Origin of the sequence: Pantoea sp. B550 (assembly GCF_024158165.1) — a bacterium.
Classification (GTDB): domain Bacteria; phylum Pseudomonadota; class Gammaproteobacteria; order Enterobacterales; family Enterobacteriaceae; genus Pantoea; species Pantoea alfalfae.
In genome coordinates, this window is the sequence record NZ_JAMYXI010000003.1 from 1088796 (window position 1) to 1109704 (window position 20909).

At 55.8% G+C, this 20909-nt stretch carries 15 protein-coding genes; 3 read left to right on the top strand and 12 right to left on the bottom strand.

What is annotated here, in order from left to right; all coding sequences use genetic code 11:
• Positions 1-92: 92 nt before the first annotated feature.
• The 5 genes from alaS to tam form a co-directional block, all read right to left on the bottom strand.
• Positions 93-2720: an alanine--tRNA ligase gene (alaS, locus tag NIM72_RS08170; RefSeq protein WP_161732750.1), complete on the bottom strand. Its 2628-nt coding sequence runs from the start codon at positions 2718-2720 to the stop codon at positions 93-95.
• Positions 2721-2853: 133 nt separating this feature from the next.
• Entirely contained in the window at positions 2854-3372 is a 519-nt protein-coding gene (locus NIM72_RS08175) for a regulatory protein RecX (RefSeq protein WP_150014588.1), read from the bottom strand.
• A gap of 120 nt (positions 3373-3492) precedes the next feature.
• Positions 3493-4563: a recombinase RecA gene (gene recA, locus NIM72_RS08180; protein WP_161732752.1), complete on the bottom strand. Its 1071-nt coding sequence runs from the start codon at positions 4561-4563 to the stop codon at positions 3493-3495.
• A gap of 95 nt (positions 4564-4658) precedes the next feature.
• Positions 4659-5153 (bottom strand): nicotinamide-nucleotide amidase, encoded by a 495-nt coding sequence (gene pncC, locus NIM72_RS08185; RefSeq protein WP_161732754.1) that lies wholly within the window; start codon positions 5151-5153, stop codon positions 4659-4661.
• Positions 5154-5221: 68 nt separating this feature from the next.
• On the bottom strand, positions 5222-6034 hold the full coding sequence (gene tam, locus NIM72_RS08190) for a trans-aconitate 2-methyltransferase (protein ID WP_253422061.1): 813 nt from the start codon (positions 6032-6034) through the stop codon (positions 5222-5224).
• A gap of 165 nt (positions 6035-6199) precedes the next feature.
• Between tam and NIM72_RS08195 the strand changes: the two genes are divergently transcribed.
• A complete protein-coding gene (locus NIM72_RS08195; RefSeq protein WP_161732756.1) occupies positions 6200-7087 on the top strand; it encodes a dihydrodipicolinate synthase family protein in 888 nt (295 codons plus the stop codon).
• A 33-nt stretch (positions 7088-7120) separates the two neighbouring features.
• Here the strand turns inward: NIM72_RS08195 and NIM72_RS08200 are convergent, their stop codons facing one another.
• From NIM72_RS08200 to NIM72_RS08230, 7 genes are all read right to left on the bottom strand, one after another.
• On the bottom strand, positions 7121-7456 hold the full coding sequence (locus tag NIM72_RS08200; protein WP_222925060.1) for a zinc ribbon domain-containing protein YjdM: 336 nt from the start codon (positions 7454-7456) through the stop codon (positions 7121-7123).
• Between the two features lie 80 nt (positions 7457-7536).
• Complete coding sequence (mltB, locus tag NIM72_RS08205; RefSeq protein WP_161732760.1) at positions 7537-8619, bottom strand: lytic murein transglycosylase B; 1083 nt, start codon at positions 8617-8619, stop codon at positions 7537-7539.
• A gap of 150 nt (positions 8620-8769) precedes the next feature.
• Positions 8770-9447 (bottom strand): respiratory nitrate reductase subunit gamma, encoded by a 678-nt coding sequence (gene narI / locus NIM72_RS08210; protein WP_098052529.1) that lies wholly within the window; start codon positions 9445-9447, stop codon positions 8770-8772.
• Positions 9444-10172, bottom strand: coding sequence for a nitrate reductase molybdenum cofactor assembly chaperone (narJ, locus tag NIM72_RS08215; protein ID WP_253419862.1), 729 nt, complete (start codon positions 10170-10172; stop codon positions 9444-9446). The genes narI and narJ overlap by 4 nt, the downstream gene beginning before the upstream one ends.
• Entirely contained in the window at positions 10169-11713 is a 1545-nt protein-coding gene (gene narH, locus NIM72_RS08220) for a nitrate reductase subunit beta (protein ID WP_222925056.1), read from the bottom strand. Before narH ends, narJ begins: the two co-directional genes overlap by 4 nt.
• On the bottom strand, positions 11710-15471 hold the full coding sequence (locus NIM72_RS08225; RefSeq protein WP_253419865.1) for a nitrate reductase subunit alpha: 3762 nt from the start codon (positions 15469-15471) through the stop codon (positions 11710-11712). Before NIM72_RS08225 ends, narH begins: the two co-directional genes overlap by 4 nt.
• Positions 15472-15572: 101 nt before the next feature.
• Positions 15573-16964, bottom strand: coding sequence for a NarK family nitrate/nitrite MFS transporter (locus NIM72_RS08230; protein WP_161732770.1), 1392 nt, complete (start codon positions 16962-16964; stop codon positions 15573-15575).
• Positions 16965-17275: 311 nt separating this feature from the next.
• Between NIM72_RS08230 and narL the strand changes: the two genes are divergently transcribed.
• Both narL and mutS read left to right on the top strand, forming a co-directional pair.
• A complete protein-coding gene (gene narL / locus NIM72_RS08235) occupies positions 17276-17923 on the top strand; it encodes a two-component system response regulator NarL (protein ID WP_371876281.1) in 648 nt (215 codons plus the stop codon).
• Positions 17924-18228: 305 nt separating this feature from the next.
• On the top strand, positions 18229-20790 hold the full coding sequence (mutS, locus tag NIM72_RS08240) for a DNA mismatch repair protein MutS (RefSeq protein ID WP_161732774.1): 2562 nt from the start codon (positions 18229-18231) through the stop codon (positions 20788-20790).
• Positions 20791-20909 lie beyond the last annotated feature (119 nt).

Genomic DNA, 20909 nt, shown 5'->3' on the forward strand with positions numbered 1-20909 from the left:
ACCTGACTTTGTCATTTGCTGCTTTAGCATCGTATTAAAAAGCGCCGGAACAACCGTTCTGACGCTTTTTACGATGCCTTGTTTTAATTCACTTACAGACGGCTGCTGACCCAGTCCTCAACCCCTGCTAATGCGCCTTTCAGAGCACCCGCATCGTTACCACCAGCTTGTGCCATATCAGGACGGCCACCGCCCTTCCCGCCAACCTGCTGAGCCAGACCGGCAATCAACTCACCCGCTTTAACACGGTCAGTCAGATCTTTGGTCACACCCGCAATCAGCGACACCTTACCTTCAGTAACCGTTGCCAGCACAATAATCGCCGACCCCAGCTGATTCTTAAGATCATCAACCATGGTACGCAACATTTTAGGTTCAACATTGTTGAGCTCACTGACCAGCAGTTTCACTCCCTTAACGTCGATGGCATTGCTGCTCAGTGAAGCGCTCTCCTGCGCGGCTTGCTGATCGCGCAGTTGCTGCAACTCTTTCTCCAGAGCCCGCACATGATCAACCAGACCACGTACTTTCTCGTTCAGGTTGCTGCTGTTCGCTTTGACCAGCTGCGCAAGATCCTGCAGCTGGCTGCTCTGCGCATTGACCTGCGCCAGCGCCCCTTCACCGGTAATGGCTTCGATACGACGGATGCCTGCCGCCGTTCCTGACTCAGCCTGAATACGGAACAGGCCGATATCACCCGTGCGCGCAGCATGAGTCCCCCCGCACAGCTCAACAGAGAAATCACCCATGGTCAGAACGCGTACGCGCTGATCATATTTCTCGCCAAACAGTGCCATCGCACCCTTAGACTTTGCCGCATCCAGATCCATCACTTCAGTTTCAACCGGCAGGTTGCGACGAATCTGCGCATTGACGATATCTTCGACCTGACGAATCTCCTGAGGTTTCATCGCTTCGAAATGCGAAAAATCGAAACGCAGGTATTTGTCGTTAACCAGCGAGCCTTTCTGCGCCACATGCTCACCTAAAACCTGACGCAATGCGGCATGCAATAAGTGGGTCGCGGAGTGGTTAAGACGGATGCGTGCACGGCGTGCCGCATCAACCTGGGCCTCAAGACGATCTCCGATACGCAACTGCCCTGCGGTCAGCTTACCGACATGACCGATTGCCTGACCATATTTTTGTGTATCCTGGACGCTAAATTCAGCATTCTTCCCTTTCAGAAGACCGGTATCGCCTACCTGACCACCGGATTCGCCATAGAATGGCGTTTCATCCAGCACGACTACAGCATCCTGACCGGCGGTCACTTCATCAACCGCCTCGCCCGCAACGTAGAGCGCTTTCACCGTGGCGGCCAGATCAAGCTGGTCGTAGCCTTTGAAGGAGGAGGCGGCATCAATGCGGATAACGTTGCTGTAGTCAGCGCCGAAGCCACTTGCTTCACGTGCACGCTGACGCTGCTGTTCCATCGCCTGCTCAAAGCCCGCTTCATCAATTTTCAGGTTGCGTTCGCGGCAGACGTCAGCCGTTAAATCAGCCGGGAAGCCAAAGGTATCGTAAAGACGGAAGACGATTTCGCCATCCAGCGTGTCGCCCTGCAGTTTTTCCAGCTCTTCGTCCAGTAGCGCCAGTCCGCGCTCCAGCGTTCTGGCAAACTGATCCTCTTCGCTTTTCAGCACCTGCTCAACCTGAGCCTGCTGACGCTGTAACTCTTCGCCTGCAGCCCCCATAACCTCAACCAGTGGCGCAACCAGCTTATAGAAGAAAGCCTCTTTGGCGCCCAGCATATTGCCATGACGTACGGCACGGCGAATGATACGACGCAGCACGTAGCCACGGTTCTCATTCGACGGAATCACGCCATCGGCAATCAGGAAAGCACAGGAGCGGATATGGTCGGCAATCACGCGCAGCGATTTATTACTCAGATCGGTCGCGCCGGTAACCTGTGCCACAGCCTGAATCAGTTTCTGGAACAGGTCGATTTCATAGTTGGAGTTAACGTGTTGCAGAACGGCAGAAATACGCTCAAGGCCCATTCCGGTATCAACCGACGGTTTTGGCAGCGGCAGCATAGTGCCATCAGCCTGACGATTGAACTGCATAAAGACGATGTTCCAGATCTCAATATAACGGTCACCATCTTCTTCCGGGCTGCCTGGCGGGCCACCCCAGATGTGATCGCCATGATCGTAGAAAATTTCACTGCACGGACCACAAGGACCGGTATCGCCCATCTGCCAGAAATTATCTGACGCGTACGCGCTGCCCTTGTTGTCGCCGATGCGGATAATGCGCTCGCGTGGCACGCCGATTTCGTCCGCCCAGATATTGTAGGCTTCATCATCGGTTTCATAGACCGTCACCCACAGACGCTCTTTCGGCAGGCTGAACCACTGCTCGCTCGTCAGCAGTTCCCAGGCAAAACCAATCGCCTCTTTCTTGAAGTAGTCACCAAAGCTGAAGTTACCCAGCATTTCAAAGAAGGTGTGGTGACGTGCGGTGTAGCCGACGTTTTCAAGATCGTTGTGTTTGCCGCCTGCGCGTACGCAGCGCTGTGACGTGGTCGCACGTGTATAATCACGTTTGTCCTGACCGAGGAACACATCTTTAAACTGGTTCATCCCGGCGTTAGTAAACAACAACGTTGGATCGTTATTCGGTACGAGGGAGCTGCTGGTTACAACCTCATGTCCCTTGCTATGAAAAAAGTCGAGAAACGCTTGACGGATCTCAGCAGTGCTCTTGCTCATATATGTCCTGGAATCACGCTAACGAACGTTCCCTCTGATCGGCGCGGCCACATTCTCGTGGTGCCTGATTAGCGGAACAAAAAGTGGGAATAAGATAAATTTTCTTCGGTGGGAAGTAAAATTACATCGGCTTTTAGTCATCAAAATTTCTGAAAATGGACTGGATATCGTCGGTCTGAAAGCCCTTTGACTGCAGATAGCGTAGTACTTTCGCTTTCTCTTTCCACTCTGTAGGCAGCGGATGTCCGAATTTTCTTTCAGCCAACTGAGCCGCGCAGGCCGCCCAGTCGACTTCAGTCTCTTCCATCGCAATATCAATGGCTTCACGATCGATGCCTTTCTGGGCCAGTTCAAGCCGTACGCGCTGCGACCCAAAACCTTTACGGCTTCGGCTCTGAATAAACCGATCGGTAAAACGCTCGTCGTTTAACCAGCCGCTTTCCTGACACCAGTCCAGTACCTGCTCCAGCAGCGCTTCAGTAATAATTTCAGGCTCTTTTTTCTGCGCCCATGCGGCACGCTGAGCTGACTGTTGTAGCTTACGGGATAACTCTGCACGGCTGTGGTCGCGCTGACCCAAAATGCGCATCGCACGGTCAAGCAGACGAGAATAAGAGACAACATTGGGTTGGGGCTGAGAGGATTCAGTCATACTGCGCACCTTCTACAAACAGAGGGAGATTATGGCGACAGAACAGGACAGAGGGAAGGCAGGAAAGGTATGAGGGGGATAAAACAGCGGGAGAGGCTTTTGCCCCTCCCGCATCATAAATCAGAAGTCTTCGTTTGCTTCACTTGCCGCGTCTTCTTTCTCAGCAGCTTTGTCGGCTGCTGCGAGTTTCTCATCTGCGCCGTTGAGCAACATCTCACGCAACTTCAGATCAATTTCGTTTGCCACAGCAGCATTCTCTTTCAGGAAGTTGCCGGCATTCGATTTACCCTGACCAATCTTGTCGCCATTGTAACTGTACCATGCACCCGCTTTTTCAATAAGCTTGTGCTTAACGCCCAGGTCGACCAGCTCACCAAAGGTGTTGATACCTTCGCCGTACATGATCTGGAATTCAGCCTGTTTAAATGGCGCGGCGATTTTGTTTTTCACTACCTTAACGCGGGTCTCACTACCGACCACGTTATCGCCCTCTTTGATGGCACCGATACGGCGGATATCAAGACGGACAGACGCATAGAACTTCAGCGCGTTACCACCGGTAGTGGTTTCCGGGTTACCAAACATCACACCAATTTTCATACGGATCTGGTTGATGAAGATCAGCAGCGTATTGGACTGCTTCAGGTTACCGGCCAGTTTACGCATCGCCTGGCTCATCATACGTGCCGCGAGGCCCATATGTGAGTCACCGATTTCACCTTCAATTTCCGCTTTCGGCGTCAGCGCCGCAACGGAGTCGACGATGATGACATCAACAGCACCAGAACGCGCCAGCGCATCACAGATTTCCAGCGCCTGCTCACCGGTGTCGGGCTGAGAACAGAGCAGGTTTTCGATATCTACGCCCAGTTTTTTGGCGTAAACCGGATCAAGCGCATGCTCAGCATCGATAAAGGCACAGGTTTTGCCTTTACGCTGTGCAGATGCGATAACCTGCAGGGTCAGCGTGGTTTTACCGGAAGACTCTGGTCCGTAGATCTCAACGATACGTCCCATTGGCAGACCGCCTGCACCTAATGCGATATCCAGCGAGAGCGAACCGGTAGAGATGGTTTCCACATCCATTGAGCGGTCTTCACCCAAGCGCATGATGGAGCCTTTACCAAATTGTTTCTCAATCTGGCCCAGCGCGGCAGCTAAAGCCTTCTGTTTGTTTTCATCAATCGCCATTTCAACTCCTAATCAAGCCGGGTAAACACGCACTCAGGGTGCCTGCACTCTTTCTGTTGCCGACAATTATACTGTATAGTCATACAGTATCAAGTTTAATTTGTCAGAAATTCGCCATACAGTTTCTGCAGGGCCCATGCCACCGACTGGCGGCGGACGGCATCACGACCGCCGCTAAAATGCTGTTGAAAAGTCAATACGTTATCCTGCGGCCCGGCAAAGCCAAACCATACCGTGCCGACCGGTTTTTCTTCACTGCCGCCATCCGGGCCGGCAATGCCGCTTACGGAGATCGCGTAGTCAGCATGGGCCGCCTTACGGGCACCCAGCGCCATCTCACGTACCACCGCATCACTCACCGCGCCATACTGCGCCAGCGAGTCTGTCTGCACATTGACCAGTTGCTGTTTAGCCTCATTACTGTAGGTGACAAAACCGCGTTCGAACCAGGCGGAACTGCCGCTGATATCGGTAAAGACTTTGGCAATCCAGCCGCCGGTACAGGATTCCGCACAGGTTACGGTAGCATTACGCTGCTTCAGCTTCTCACCTATCTGCGCGCTTAACGCCTGCAATTGCTGATCGTCCATTGCAACTCTCCCTTTGGTCGTAGGTTGAAGGTGGTGCAGAAAAACCACTTTTTCAAGGGCTCTTATCATTATTGCCCTGATTTTGCGGCAGGCTTTCCAGCGCCATCACCTTTTTTCACTGCAACCATAAAAAGTCGCGGAAAGGCGAGCAGAATCTGACCATCGGCCTGAGCCGGATAAGCAGTAAGTAAGCGCTGATGATAATCAGACAGAAAAGCCGACTGTTCAGATTCATTCAGCATAGCCAGGAAAGGCCTCAGGCCGGTCGCCTGCAACCAGCTGATAATCGCCTGTGCATCGGCCATCACGTGATAATAGGTGGTCCGCCAGATATCTACCTCACAGCCAGCCTCGGTCAGCAGATTGTAGTACTCGCCCGTAGAAAGCAGCTGTGTACGTTCAGCGACACTGGCATTAATGAGTGACGACCAGCGATCTCCAGCCGCCACCTCGCGCATCAGATGGTGCGACGGCTCATTGAGGTTATCAGGCATCTGTATCGCCAGCACGCCATCGGGTTCAAGCTGGCTGACCAGATGAGGAAACAGCGTGGCGTGATTATCCAGCCATTGCAGAGATGCGTTCGCATAAATCACTTGCTGCGGCGTATCCGCCTGCCATGTACGGATATCTGCCTGGACGAAACGGCAGTGCGGCAGACGTTCACGGGCCTGAGTTAGCATCGTCGCTGAACTGTCTAGTCCTGTGATCTGCGCCAGCGGCCAGGCATCGGCGAGCAGCTCGGTGCTGTTGCCGGGTCCGCAGCCCAGATCCGTCACCTGCTCAACCTGTTCCAGGCTGATCCGAGCCAGCAGTTCGCGGGCTGGACGGGTTCGTTCCGCTTCAAATTTGCGATACAGCACGGGATCCCACTCTTTCATCATCACCTCTCGCTCAGTTGTAAGAAGTATTCGCTTACTGAGACGGATGAAAGGCGAAAAAGTGCGACTCGTTGCTCATTTTTGCATCACGCGCTGGCAGAGACTGGCTGGAGCCATTAAGTTAAAACACTGTTTCATTTTTAACATTTACTTCAGGAGACAGCTATGCGTGAAAAATCGGCCTTTGCCGGTGTCTGGTGCCCTACCGTCACCCCTTTCAGTGCGCAGGGCGGCCTTGATATCGACGCGCTCGGGCGACACTTCTCCCGCCTCAATGACTCCGGTATTGACACCCTGCTGGTGATGGGCAGCATTGGCGAGTTTGCCTCACTGACGCAGCAGGAGCGTTTACAGCTGATTCAGGAAGCCAGACCCTTGTCACCACTAAAAATGGTGGCGAACATCTCGGCAACCTGTATCCCGGACATGCTGACACTGGCCGAAGCCGCCTGGAAAAATGACTTTGACGCGGTGATGGTGCTGCCGCCCTACTACTACGGACAGACGCAACAGCAGTTGTTGCACTACTTCGAAGCGCTTGATGCGCAGCTGGGTGGCAAATGGTTTGCCTACAACTTCCCGGCTCGCACCGGCTGCGATCTGACGCCAACGCTGATTGCCGCTCTGGCGGCAAAGCTGCCCAACTTTGTCGGTATCAAAGATACGGTGGATTGCCTGTCGCATAACCGGGCAATGATTGAGGAGACCCGCAAGGTACGCAGTGATTTTGCCGTGCTGTCAGGATATGACGAATACCTGCTTCCCAATCTGCTGGCGGGGGGGGCCGGGGTGATTTCAGGCCTGAATAATATTGTGCCGGAGTACTTCGCCGGAATGATGAACGCGTGGCGGACAGGCAATCTTCCTGAGCTGACGCGTCTGCAGCAGCAGATTGGTCGGCTGATGGCGATTTACAGTATCGGGGATGATTTTGTGACAACGATTAAAACGGCTGTAGCGCGTCGCTATGACTCAATGAGCAGTAATTCGCGTAATTACGGTGGTGCTCTGAACGCGGAACAGTGCGCCGCAATCGATCGGCTGTTCAGCTAAAAGAAAGGCGGGCGCATCCCTGCGCCCCGGATCTCAGTTCTTTTTTACAAACTCAGATTTTAATTTCATCGGGCCAAAACCGTCGATTTTACAGTCGATGTTGTGGTCCCCTTCAACCAGGCGAATGCTTTTCACTTTGGTGCCGATCTTCAACGATGAGGAACTGCCCTTCACCTTGAGATCTTTGATCACCGTGACGCTGTCGCCATCTGCCAGCAGATTGCCGTTGGCATCACGCACTTCCAGCGAGCCGTTGCTGCTGTCCCCCTCTCCTTCGGTCCAGATATGGCCGCAGGAGGGGCAGTTGAGATTATCACCATCTTGCCAGGTGTAATCGGCGTGACAAGCTGGGCAGGCAGGTAAAGACATAACGACTCCAGAGGTATCAGTGGCTGTATGGCCTGAAAAAGGGCGTCATCATATAACCTTACAGTTAACAAGGATAGCCTTTATAACAGGCCGCCCTGCCGTGCCTTGCTCACCGCCTCACCCAGTTGCCATACCGCCATCGCATAATGAGTACTGTGGTTGTAGCGGGTAATGACATAGAAATTGGGTAAGCCGTACCAGTACTGGTAGCTGGTGCCTAAGTCGAGGCGCAGCAGACTGACCTGATTGTTACCGTCCAGCGAACCCTGAGGTGACAGGCCTGACGCCGCCAGCATGCTCACGCTGTAACGGGTTTTGAAGCCATCTTCCAGCATCGGTGCCTGACCGCTTGCCGGGACCGCCACATTTTCACCGCTGCGCCAGCCGTGTTTCTGGAAGTAGTGCGCCACGCTGCCGATCGCATCCACCGGATCCCACAGGTTTGCATGGCCGTCGCCGTTGAAATCAACCGCGTAATCATTGTAAGAGGAAGGCATAAACTGACCATAGCCCATCGCCCCGGCGAAAGAGCCTTTCAGCGCCAGCGGATCATCCTGCTCTTTACGCGACATCAGCAGGAAGGTTTCCAGCTCGCTGCTGAAGTACGCGGCACGGCGCGGATAGTTAAACGATAAGGTTGCAAGCGCATCCAGAATCCGCGTTTTCCCCATTACGCGACCCCAGCGGGTTTCCACGCCAATGATGCCGACAATGATTTCCGGCGGCACGCCATAGACCTGCTGCGCGCGTTGCAGCGCATCCTGATACTGGTTCCAGAACGCCACGCCGTTTTGCACGTTATCCGGCGTAATGAACTTGTTGCGATAGCGGATCCAGGCACCGTTAGGTCCCGGTGCAGGCGTATAGCTCGGTGCCTGACGATCCATCAGCCGGAGCACGTAATCAAGTCGCTTAGCCTGACCGATGATGTTGTGCAGCTGCTCACGGTCGAAGTCATGCTTCTCAACCATCTTATCGATAAACTGCTCTGCGGCCGGATTACCGGCAAAGTCGCCGAACATCGCCTGCCCGCTGTGCGACGGCTGCAGCAAGAAACCGCCCTGTGGCGCAGCCAGCATCTTCTGTTGGGAAGGAACGTCAGGTTTGCTGCTGCAGGAGGCCAGAAGCGGGATGAACGCAAGGAGGGCTAACTTGAGACGCATCGGTTATCCATAAACGAAGGGTAAATTCAGATGCGGTAATAGTAGTCGTTCAGCGCGTTGACATACAGTCCGGAATCTTAAAAAAACGTCAACGCAGCCGTGGGTTAACATGGCTGCGGGGCGGTATCTCCCCCCACAGCCTTTCCGGGATTAGCGGCGGTTTCTCACCAGCTGATAACGGCGGGTCAGATATTCAACTGGTGCGCTCCAGATATGCACCAGACGACAGAACGGGAACAGCAGGAACAGCGTCATGCCCAGTACCATGTGCACGCGATAGATAAACGCGACGCCCTCAAGATGTTGCGACGCGCCACCGTGGAAGGTCACCACCGCCTGTGCCCAGCCCACCAGCTTCATCATCTCACTGCCGTCCATATGCTGAGCAGAGAACGGAATAGTCAGAAGACCCAGCGTGGCCTGAGCCACCAGCAACGTCAGGATCAGAATGTCGCCGACGCTGCTGGTCGCCCGCACTCGTGGATTGGTCAGACGGCGCTTCAGCAGCAGCGCCCCACCCGCCAGCGTCATCGCACCGAACAGGCCACCGGCAATCATCGCCAGCTTCTGCTTCACGTCGATCGGCAGGAAGGATTCATACATCCAGTGCGGGGTCAGCATCCCGACGATATGACCGAAGAAGATACCGATGATGCCGATGTGGAAAAGGTTAGAGGCAAGCCGCATTCCTTTTTTGTCCAGCATCTGACTGGAACCGGCCCGCCAGCTGTACTGCCCGTAGTCATAGCGCAGCCAGCTCCCAACCAGAAAAACCGTCCCGGCCAGGTAAGGGTAAATATCGAAGAAGAAAGTGTTAATAAAATTCATGCTGATTCTCCTGTGGTGCGCGCCGTCGCCGCGGCGATATCCAGATACTGCGGCGCGACCGCATCGGCGAAGCGACGCTGATGCCTCGCCTGCTGCGCTGAGGCACAGCCCTGTTCGCCGAGAAATTTAATCTGCTCCTCTTCCCAGACCGCATCGAGTGCTGCCGGGGTATCATCACGCGCTTCCTGCGCCACCTGGGGCTTGAGGGCCGCAGGATCGACTGCGCTGCCGGACAGCGTCAGTAACACGGTGAACAGGTCAGCATAAGGACTCTGTCGCTCTTCCAGACGCGCGGCCAGCAAGGCCAGGATTGGCACGATGTCCTCCAGCCCCTGACGCGCGGCCTCATCGCTTTTACAGGCGAGATATTCCAGGTAGAGCGGCAGATAATCGGGCAACTCTTTGCTGTCCAGTTCCAGACCGTCAGCCCGGTACTGTTCCAGCAGATCAACCATCGCCTGACCGCGATCGCGGGACTCACCGTGCACATGTTCAAACAGCAGCAGCGAGGTGGCGCGGCCGCGATCAAACAGTTCGCAGTAGTCAGCCTGCACATCCAGCATGGGCCGGGTGCAGAGCTGATTGATGAAGCGCACCAGCCGTGCGCTCTGTTGCAGGTTGAGTTTGCTGGCCTCTTCCAGCGCCGCGATCAGGTCGGGATAGTGGGTAAACAGCGCCTCATCCGGGTAGTCCAGCAGACGCGACACAACACGCAGCGTGATCATGAGGCATCCTCCGGACGGCTGGTTTTCCTGCTGACGTCAATGGCATCAATACGGCGGCTGTTGAACAGGTTAAATTTGCTGTCGCTGCCGTGGCAGCCATCGCCAAAGCTGAAGCCACAGCCTTTGCTTTCCGGGAAGGCCTCACGCGCCAGTTCACGATGGCTGGAAGGCACCACAAAGCGATCTTCATAGTTAGCGATCGCCAGATAACGGTACATCTCCTGCGCCTGCGCTTCGGTCAGACCGACCTGCTCCAGCGCCCGGACATCATGCTCACCGTCCACGCTTTCTGCGCGCTTGTAATGGCGCATCGCCAGCATGCGTTTCAGTGCCAGCAGCACCGGTGCGGTGTCGCCTGCGGTCAGCAGGTTCGCCAGGTACTCAACCGGAATGCGCAGGCTTTCCACATCCGGCAGCACGCCGGTATGCGCCAGCGCCCCGCCATCCACCGCCGACTGAATCGGTGATAATGGCGGCACATACCAGACCATCGGCAGCGTGCGGTATTCAGGATGAAGCGGCAGCGCCAGCTTCCATTCCATCGCCATTTTGTAGACCGGAGAGCGTTGCGCGGCGTCGATCACGCTCTGCGCAACGCCATCTTTCAGTGCCTGGGCGATCACGGCCGGATCGTGGGGATCAAGGAAGATATCCAGCTGGCTCTGATAGAGATCTTTCTCGTTTTCCGCTGCGGCCGCCTGTTCAATGCGGTCAGCGTCATAGAGCAGCACGCCGAGATAGCGGATGCGGCCGACACAGGTTTCCGAGCAGACGGTGGGCTGGCCCGCTTCAATACGTGGATAACAGAAAATGCATTTTTCCGATTTGCCGCTTTTCCAGTTGAAGTAGATCTTCTTGTACGGACAGCCGGTCAGGCACATCCGCCAGCCGCGACATTTATCCTGGTCGATCAGCACAATGCCATCTTCGCCGCGCTTGTAGATCGCGCCGCTGGGGCAGGTCGCCACGCACGCCGGGTTGAGGCAGTGCTCACACAGGCGCGGCAGATACATCATGAAGGTATGCTCAAACTGGCCGTAGATCTCCTTCTGGATATTATCGAAGTTCTTATCCTGCGAGCGCTTGGCAAATTCGCCGCCAAGGATCTCTTCCCAGTTCGGGCCGTTTTCGATCTTTTTCATCCGCTCACCGGTGATCAGTGAGCGCGGACGTGCGATCGGCTGATGTTTACCGGCAGGCGCGTTGTGCAGATGCTGATAATCGAAATCGAACGGCTCGTAGTAATCATCCAGTGCAGGCACATCCGGGTTAGCGAAGATCTTCGACAGCAGGCCGACGCGACTGCCCATGCGCGGCTCCAGCTTGCCGTTGATCTTACGGATCCAGCCACCCTTCCATTTCTGCTGATTTTCCCAGGCGTGCGGATAGCCGACGCCAGGTTTGCTTTCGACGTTATTGAACCAGGCGTATTCCATGCCCTCGCGACTGGTCCAGACGTTTTTACAGGTCACCGAACAGGTGTGGCAGCCGATACATTTGTCGAGATTCAGCACCATGCCGACCTGTGAACGAATTTTCATGGTTTTACCTCCTGCTGGCTGCCCTGGCAGGCATCGTTGCCTTCCCCATCTAACCAGTTAATGTTGTTCATTTTTCTGACCACCACGAACTCATCGCGGTTAGAGCCGACGGTGCCGTAGTAGTTAAAGCCCCAGGAGAGCTGGGCATAACCGCCGATCATATGGGTCGGTTTCGGGCAGGTTCGCGTCACGGAGTTATGGATGCCGCCGCGCTGGCTGGTGATCTCCGAACCGGGGATATTCACGATGCGTTCCTGAGCGTGATACATCATGGTCATACCGGCCGGGATACGCTGGCTCACCACCGCACGCGCGGTCAGTGCACCGTTGGCGTTGAACGCCTCGATCCAGTCGTTATCCACAATGCCCAGCTCGCGGGCGTCATCTTCACTCATCCAGACAATCGGGCCGCCGCGTGATAGCGTCAGCATCAGCAGGTTGTCGCTGTAGGTGGAGTGAATGCCCCATTTCTGATGTGGCGTCAGGAAGTTCAGCGCCTTCTCCGGGTTACCGTTGGGTTTGCTGTTCAGCAACGGCTTCGCCGCACGGGTATCAATTGGCGGACGATAAACCATCAGGCTCTCACCGAAGGCGCGCATCCACTCATGGTCCTGATAGAGCTGCTGCCGACCGCTCAGGGTACGCCACGGGATCAGCTCATGAACGTTGGTGTAGCAGGCGTTGTAGGAGACATGTTCATCTTCCAGACCTGACCAGGTCGGACTGGAGATAATTTTGCGCGGCTGTGCCTGGATATCGCGGAAGCGGATCTTCTCATCTTCTTTGTTCAGTGCCAGATGCGTGTGGTCACGACCGGTAATCGCCCCCAGCGCCTGCCAGGCTTTCACCGCCACCTGACCATTGGTTTCTGGTGCCAGTGCCAGGATCACTTCTGCTGCATCGATCGCCGTGTCAATATTTGGCCGCCCCGCTGCCGGACCATCGGCTTTGACATAGTTAAGCAGCTTGAGGAAATCGACCTCTTTGCTGGTGTTCCAGCTGATGCCTTTGCCGCCGTTACCCAGGGTATCCAGCAACGGTCCCAGCGAGGTAAAGCGTTCCCAGATCGCCGGATAGTCGCGCTCTACCACCATAATGTGTGGCGCGGTTTTGCCCGGAATCAGGTCGCACTCGCCTTTTTTCCAGTCTTTAGTCTCGAACGGCTGCGCCAGTTCGGCCGGTGAGTCATGCAACACCGGCAGCGTCACCACATCCGTTTCAACACCTAAATGGCCAGGGCAGAGATCGGAGAAGGCTTTCGCGATGCCTTTATAAATCTCCCAGTCGCTTTTTGAATCCCAGGCCGGGTCGACGGCCGCCGACAGCGGATGAATAAACGGATGCATATCCGAGGTATTCATATCGTCTTTTTCATACCAGGTGGCGGTTGGCAGTACGACATCGGAGTAGAGACAGGTGCTCGACATACGGAAGTCGAGTGTGACCACCAGATCCAGCTTGCCTTCGGCACCCTGATCCAGCCATTCCACTTCTTCCGGCTTCACGCGGCCCTGCTGACCTAAATCTTTACCCTGAATGCCGTTTTCGGTGCCCAGCAGGTACTTGAGCATGTACTCATGCCCTTTACCTGAGGAGCCGAGCAGGTTAGAGCGCCAGACAAACAGGTTACGCGGGAAGTTCTGCGGGTCGTCCGGCTGTTCAGCGGCAAACCGCATGGTGCCCTGCTTCAGGCTTTCCACGGTGTAATCCAGCGGGGACTGACCGGCGGCTTTCGCCTGCGCCGCGATGTGCAGCGGGTTGACGTTAAGCTGCGGTGCGGAAGGCAGCCAGCCCATGCGTTCGGCACGCACGTTGAGGTCGATCAGGCTGCCGCTGTAGCGACTTTTATCCGCCAGCGGTGACAGCAGTTCGCTGGTAGCCAGGGTTTCATAGCGCCACTGACTGGAGTGGTTGTAGAAGAAAGAGGTGCTGTTCATCTGACGCGGCGGACGCTGCCAGTCGAGGCCAAAGGCCAGCGGGGTCCAGCCAGTCTGTGGACGGAGTTTCTCCTGACCGACATAATGCGCCCAGCCCCCGCCGCTCTGACCGACGCAGCCGCAGAAAATCAGCATGTTCATCAGGCCGCGGTAGTTCATGTCCATGTGGTACCAGTGGTTCATACCGGCACCGACGATAATCATTGAACGGCCACGGGTTTTCTCGGCGTTTTCGGCAAACTCACGGGCAATGCGGATGATGTTCTGCCGGGAAACACCCGTAATCTGCTCTGCCCAGGCCGGACTGTAGGCTTTAATTTCGTCGTAGCTTTGCGCGCAGTTAGTATCATCAAGGCCGCGATCCAGACCGTAGTTCGCCAGCGTCAGATCGTAGACGCTGGTGACCAGCGCTTCACTGCCATCCGCCAGTTTCAGGCGTTTCACCGGCAGCTTGTGCAGCAGAATCTCATCCAGCGCGACACTGTTAAAATGCTCGCTGGTGATGCCGCCAAAGTAAGGGAAACCGACTTCAACGACCTCATCGTGGCTGCCGAGCAGGCTGAGTTGCAGCTCTACTTCTTTTTGTGACAGGCCGTCGCGCTGCTCCAGGTTCCATTTCCCTTTTTCGCCCCAGCGGAAGCCGATAGAGCCCTGCGGCGCAATCAATTCACCGGTCGCCTGATCCAGCGCCACGGTTTTCCACTCCGGGTTATTCTCCTGACCCAGACCATCCACCAGATCGCTGGCGCGTAGCTGACGGCCTGCGGCGTAGTAGCCGCCCTCGCGTGGCTCCAGCATGACCAGCATCGGCATATCGGTGTAGCGGCGCACATAGTCGCGGAAATAACCGACTTCGCGATCAAGATGAAACTCTTTCAGCATCACATGGCCCATCGCCAGCGCCATCGCGCTGTCGGTGCCCTGCTTCGGACTCAGCCACTGGTCGCACAGCTTCGCGACTTCTGCATAGTCCGGGGTGATTGCCACGGTTTTTGTCCCTTTATAGCGGACTTCCGTAAAGAAGTGCGCATCCGGGGTACGGGTCTGCGGCACGTTGGAGCCCCAGGCAATAATGTAAGAGGAGTTGTACCAGTCGGCCGATTCCGGCACGTCGGTCTGCTCGCCCCAGGTCATCGGTGACGCAGGCGGCAGATCGCAATACCAGTCATAGAAGCTCAGGCAGGTTCCGCCGATCAGTGACAGATAACGAGCGCCGGCAGCGTAAGAGATCATCGACATCGCCGGAATCGGCGAGAATCCCATAATTCGGTCAGGGCCGTAGGTCTTCGCGGTGCAGATGTTCGCAGCAGCGATCATCTCGTTCACTTCCTGCCAGCTGGAACGCACAAAGCCGCCGCGTCCGCGCGCCTGCTTGTAGCTTTTCGCTTTCTCTGGATTGCTGATAATGGATGCCCAGGCCTCCACCGGATCGCTGTGCTGCGCTTTCGCGTCGCGCCACAGCTGAATCAGCTTCTTACGCATCAGCGGGTATTTCAGGCGGTTAGCGCTGTAGAGATACCAGGAGTAGCTGGCTCCACGTGGGCAACCACGCGGCTCATGGTTAGGCAGATCGGGACGCGTACGCGGATAGTCGGTCTGCTGGGTCTCCCAGGTGACCAATCCATTTTTGACGTAGATTTTCCAGCTGCAGGAGCCGGTACAGTTAACACCGTGGGTAGAGCGTACGACTTTATCGTGCTGCCAGCGGCTGCGATAACCATCTTCCCAGTCGCGGTTACTGTTTAAAGTCTGCCCATGCTGGCCGGAAAAGGGCTCAGCCAGCTGTTTGAAATAACGAAATCGATCAAGAAACTTGCTCATCCGGAATACTCCTGAAGGCCTGGTATGACATTGCTGACTCTGCATCTGTCGCGATACAGAAAGTAAAATGGTGCCGGTGCGCCACACCGGCTTTGTCGTTATCAGGCGCGGGCTTTTCGTCCGTAAACCAGCCAGGTCACGGCGATGCAGCAGAGATAGAAGACCAGGAAGATTTTCATCGCGCCAGCAGGTGAACCTGTCATGGCAAGCGACAGGCCAAAGGTCTGTGGAATAAAGAAGCCGCCCAGTGCACCAATGGCGGAGATAAAGCCCAGCGCAGCCGAGGTTTCAGTTGCCGCTTCACGCTGCGCATGCGCATCGTCACCACCTTCAGCTTTGATACGTTCCAGCGTCAGCTTGCGGAAGATCACCGCAATCATCTGGTAGGTGGAGCCACTGCCCAGACCGGCGGTCAGAAACAGGCCCATAAACACGGCGAAGAAGGCAATGAACGAGCCATCATGTCCATCTCCCGGCAGTGTGAGGAACAACAGTGCGGCAAACAGCGCCATCAGGATGTAGTTAACCAGCGTGACGCGGGTACCGCCGAGGCGGTCAGAAACGATGCCGCCTGCTGAACGGGCCAGCGCACCAATTAACGGGCCGAAAAAGGCGTAATGCATGATCACAACATCTGGAAACTGCGTTTTCGTCAGCATGGCGAAACCAGCAGAAAATCCGATAAAGGAACCGAAGGTCGCCAGATAGAGCAGTGCCATAATCCACAAATGTGGACGTTTCAGCACCGGCAACTGCTCACGCAGCGAGGATTTCGCCGCCGCGAGATCGTTCATGCCGAACCAGGCTGCGAGCGTGCCGATCGCCAGGAAAGGCACCCAGATCCAGGACGCATTTTCCAGCCAGATGCTGTCGCCGGTGACGGTGGTTTGACCCACATCGGCAAAGCCAAAAATGGCACAGGAGATTGCCAGCGGTGCGACAAACTGCATCACGCTGACGCCAAGATTACCAAGGCCGCCGTTGATACCCAGCGCGCCCCCCTGATGGGCTTTAGGGAAGAAGAAGCTGATGTTGCCCATGCTCGAAGCAAAGTTAGCGCCACCAAATCCGCACAGCAGGGAGATCACCATAAATGTGGCGAATGAGGTCTGGCTGTCCTGTACCGCAAAGCCGAGCCACAGGCAGGGGATAATCAGGATGCCGGTGCTGAAAGCAGTCCAGCGGCGACCACCAAAGATGGGAATAACAAAAGAGTAAGGCACACGCAGCAGCGCGCCGGACACAGACGGCAGCGCGGTCAGCAAAAAGAGCTGCTCCGTAGTGAAGTTAAAGCCGACTTTATTCAGATTCACCGCGACGGTGCTGAACAGCATCCAGACGCAGAAGCCCAGCAGCAGGCAAAAAACAGAAATCCACAGGTTACGGCTGGCGATACGCTTGCCGTGCGTCTGCCAGAACGCCTCATTTTCAGGTTGCCAGTCCTGGATTAACGCGCCGCGCGTCGGGGTTTGCAATGGGGCAGATTGGGTCATAAATCTCTCATCAGCAGAATAATAATTGTGCATATCCTGCGCATCCGGCCTGGTGGCTTGCTTGATACAAATCAACGGCAATGCAGGTTACAAAGGCGTGGCAATCTCAGCTTATCCCGGTTAAGTAGTTAACTGAATGCAGATAACCCTTATAAATCATGCGGTTTAATTGCAGCTGCGAACATCTTCAGCAAAAGGGCATCTGAATGGAAATAAAGGAGTAGTCCTTTGGGGGTATATAGCGACCCCGCTTCACCGGTAAGATAGGCACCTTCGCCCGTACAGGGCTGGCGTATAGGACAGGAAAGATTGTGACGGCAGAGAAATTTACGCTCTTATTAATCGATGATCATCCTATGCTGCGCAACGGTCTGAAGCAGCTGATTGCGCTGGATGAACGACTGCAGGTAGTGGCCGAAGCGGGTAACGGCATTGATGGTCTGGCGCTGGCACAACAGCACGATCCCGACGTGATCCTGCTGGATCTTAATATGCCGGGTCTGAGCGGGCTGGATACCCTCACCCAACTGCGCGAAATCGCCCTTTCTGGCCGGGTGGTGGTGTTCAGCGTTTCCGATAATGAAGAGGATGTGGTCAGCGCGCTGAAGCGCGGTGCGGATGGTTATCTGCTGAAAGATATGGAACCCGAAGCCTTGCTGAAAGCGCTGCATCAGGCGGCCGCCGGGCAGATCGTACTGAGCGAAGCGTTAACCCCAATTCTGGTTGCGCGGTTGCGCAATTCACAGCCTGCGCAGACGCGCGATATCAGCCAGCTGACCCGACGTGAACGCGACATCCTGCAACTGATCAGCGATGGAATGACCAACAAAGCGATTGCCCGCAAACTGGCTATCAGTGAAAGCACGGTCAAGGTTCACGTCAAATATCTGCTGAAAAAAATGAACCTCAAATCCCGCCTTGAAGCCGCCGTCTGGGCGCTGCAGAACGGGCTGCACTAAGTATTTTCCTTCTGCTGTGCGCTGTAGCGCCGCCCCTTCCGCCATAAACTGACGCAGAAATCGCGAGCCGCCTCGCAGCACCGCGCCAGCATCATGAAAAACGCCACTTTTCTGTCGCCAGCCGTCGCCACATTTGCCAGGATGCCTGTCAGGTTACACCCGGTCAGGATCAGGGCGATTATCAGGCTGGCATATGCCCTGCCCTATTCGTTATCATCTGGTTATCCTGCGTGCCTGGAATCCCTTTCGGTTTCATGGGCGTTGACCGCCAGAAATTTACCGCATTAAAGATGAGTTAAAACCTTATGCAAGAGCCAACCGAAAAGGACTTTCCTTCCCATACGCCCATGATGCAGCAGTACCTGCGCCTCAAGGCTGAGCATCCTGATATTCTGCTGTTTTACCGTATGGGTGACTTCTACGAGCTGTTTTATGACGACGCAAAACGCGCCTCACAGCTGCTGGAGATTTCACTCACCAAACGCGGCGCGTCCGCGGGCGAACCGATCCCGATGGCAGGTGTGCCCTATCATGCGGTTGAAGGCTATCTGGCTAAGCTGGTTCAGCTGGGCGAATCGGTTGCCATCTGCGAGCAGATAGGCGATCCGGCGCTGAGCAAAGGACCGGTCGAGCGCAAAGTGGTGCGCATTGTAACACCCGGCACCATCAGTGATGAGGCGCTATTGCAGGAGCGGCATGACAATCTGCTGGCGGCGATTGTGCAAAGTCCGCGCGGTTTTGGCTACGCCACGCTGGATATCAGCTCAGGCCGTTTTCGATTAAGCGAACCGGCTGATGCCGAAACCATGGCGGCAGAGCTACAGCGCACCAATCCTGCTGAGCTGCTCTACCCTGAAGATTTTCAGGCGATGTCGCTGATCGATCAGCGTCGTGGCCTGCGCCGTCGTCCGCTGTGGGAGTTTGAAATTGACACCGCGCGCCAGCAGCTGAATCTGCAGTTCGGCACCCGCGACCTCAATGGCTTCGGCGTAGAGAACGCGCACCTCGGACTGAGTGCGGCGGGCTGCCTGTTGCAATATGTCAAAGATACCCAGCGCACCACGCTGCCCCACATCCGCTCGCTGAGCATGGAGCGGCAGCAGGACAGCATCATCATGGATGCCGCCACCCGCCGCAATCTGGAGATTACCCAGAACCTGGCTGGCGGTACTGACAACACCTTAGCGGCTGTGCTGGATAAAACCGTCACCCCGATGGGCAGCCGGATGCTGAAGCGCTGGTTGCATATGCCGCTGCGTGATGTGCGCATCATTAACCAGCGTCAGGAGTCGATTGCTGAACTGCAGAATCTCAGCGACGTGCTGCAGCCGGTGCTGCGTCAGGTCGGCGATCTGGAGCGTATCCTGGCGCGTCTCGCACTGCGCACCGCGCGTCCGCGCGACCTGGCCCGCATGCGTCATGCGTTTCAACAACTGCCGGAACTCAACCAACTGCTGGCCGACGTTAAAGCGCCACAGCTACAGAAGCTGCGCACGCAGATGGGCGAATTCAGCGCGTTACGTGAGCTGCTGGAACAGGCGGTGATTGAGTCACCGCCGGTGCTGATTCGCGACGGCGGGGTGATTGCGCCAGGCTACAACGCGGAGCTGGATGAGTGGCGCGCGCTGGCCGATGGCGCTACCGACTACCTTGACCGGCTGGAGATCCGTGAACGCGAGAAGCTGGGACTGGATACGCTGAAGGTCGGCTTTAACGGTGTGCATGGTTATTACATCCAGGTGAGTCGGGGACAGAGTCATCAGGTTCCGATGCACTATGTCCGTCGTCAGACGCTGAAAAACGCTGAGCGCTACATCATCCCGGAACTGAAAGAGTACGAAGATAAAGTTCTCACCTCGAAGGGTAAAGCCCTGTCGCTGGAGAAGAGCCTGTATGAGGCGCTGTTCGATCAGCTGCTGCCGCACCTTGAAGCGCTACAGCTGAGTGCCGCCGCGCTGGCCGAACTGGACGTGTTGAGCAACCTGGCAGAACGTGCCTGGACCCTGAACTATTGCCGTCCTGTGCTGCAGGATAAAGCCGGCATTAAAATCAGTGGCGGTCGCCATCCGGTGGTTGAACAGGTCCTGAAAGAGCCGTTTATTGCTAACCCGCTGTCACTGGCACCCCAGCGCAGAATGCTGATTATTACCGGTCCTAACATGGGTGGTAAAAGTACCTATATGCGACAGGCGGCACTGATTGCGCTGATGGCATGGATTGGCAGTTTCGTTCCTGCCGATGAGACGCTGATTGGACCACTGGATCGCATCTTTACCCGCGTCGGTGCCGCTGACGATCTCGCCTCCGGGCGCTCGACCTTTATGGTTGAGATGACCGAAACCGCAAACATCCTGCATAACGCCACTGAAAACAGTCTGGTGCTAATGGATGAGATTGGACGCGGCACCTCGACCTACGACGGTTTATCGCTGGCCTGGGCATGCGCCGAAAACCTGGCGAACCGCATCAAGGCGATGACGCTGTTTGCCACCCACTACTTTGAGCTGACAACATTGCCGGAAAAAATGGAAGGCGTGGTCAACGTCCATCTGGATGCGGTTGAGCATGGCGACACTATTGCCTTTATGCACAGCGTTCAGGAAGGTGCAGCGAGCAAGAGTTATGGTCTGGCCGTAGCCGCGCTGGCCGGCGTGCCTAAAGAGGTGATCAAGCGAGCGCGCAACAAGCTGAAAGAGCTGGAAACCGTTTCAAATCACTCGGCATCATCAACGGTAGATGGTTCTCAACTGCCGCTGCTGGTTGAAGAGACCTCGCCAGCGGTGGAGGCGCTTGAGGCGCTGGATCCGGATACGCTGACACCGCGTCAGGCGCTCGACTGGATTTACCGGCTTAAATCACTGGTGTGATAGCACGCCGCATCGTGTGAACGCACGGTGCGGCGCTGGCACACTTCTGTAAATCACTTTTCTGCAGGCATAAAAAAAACGGTGGTTTTCACCACCGCTTTTTGCATTCGAACTCAGAC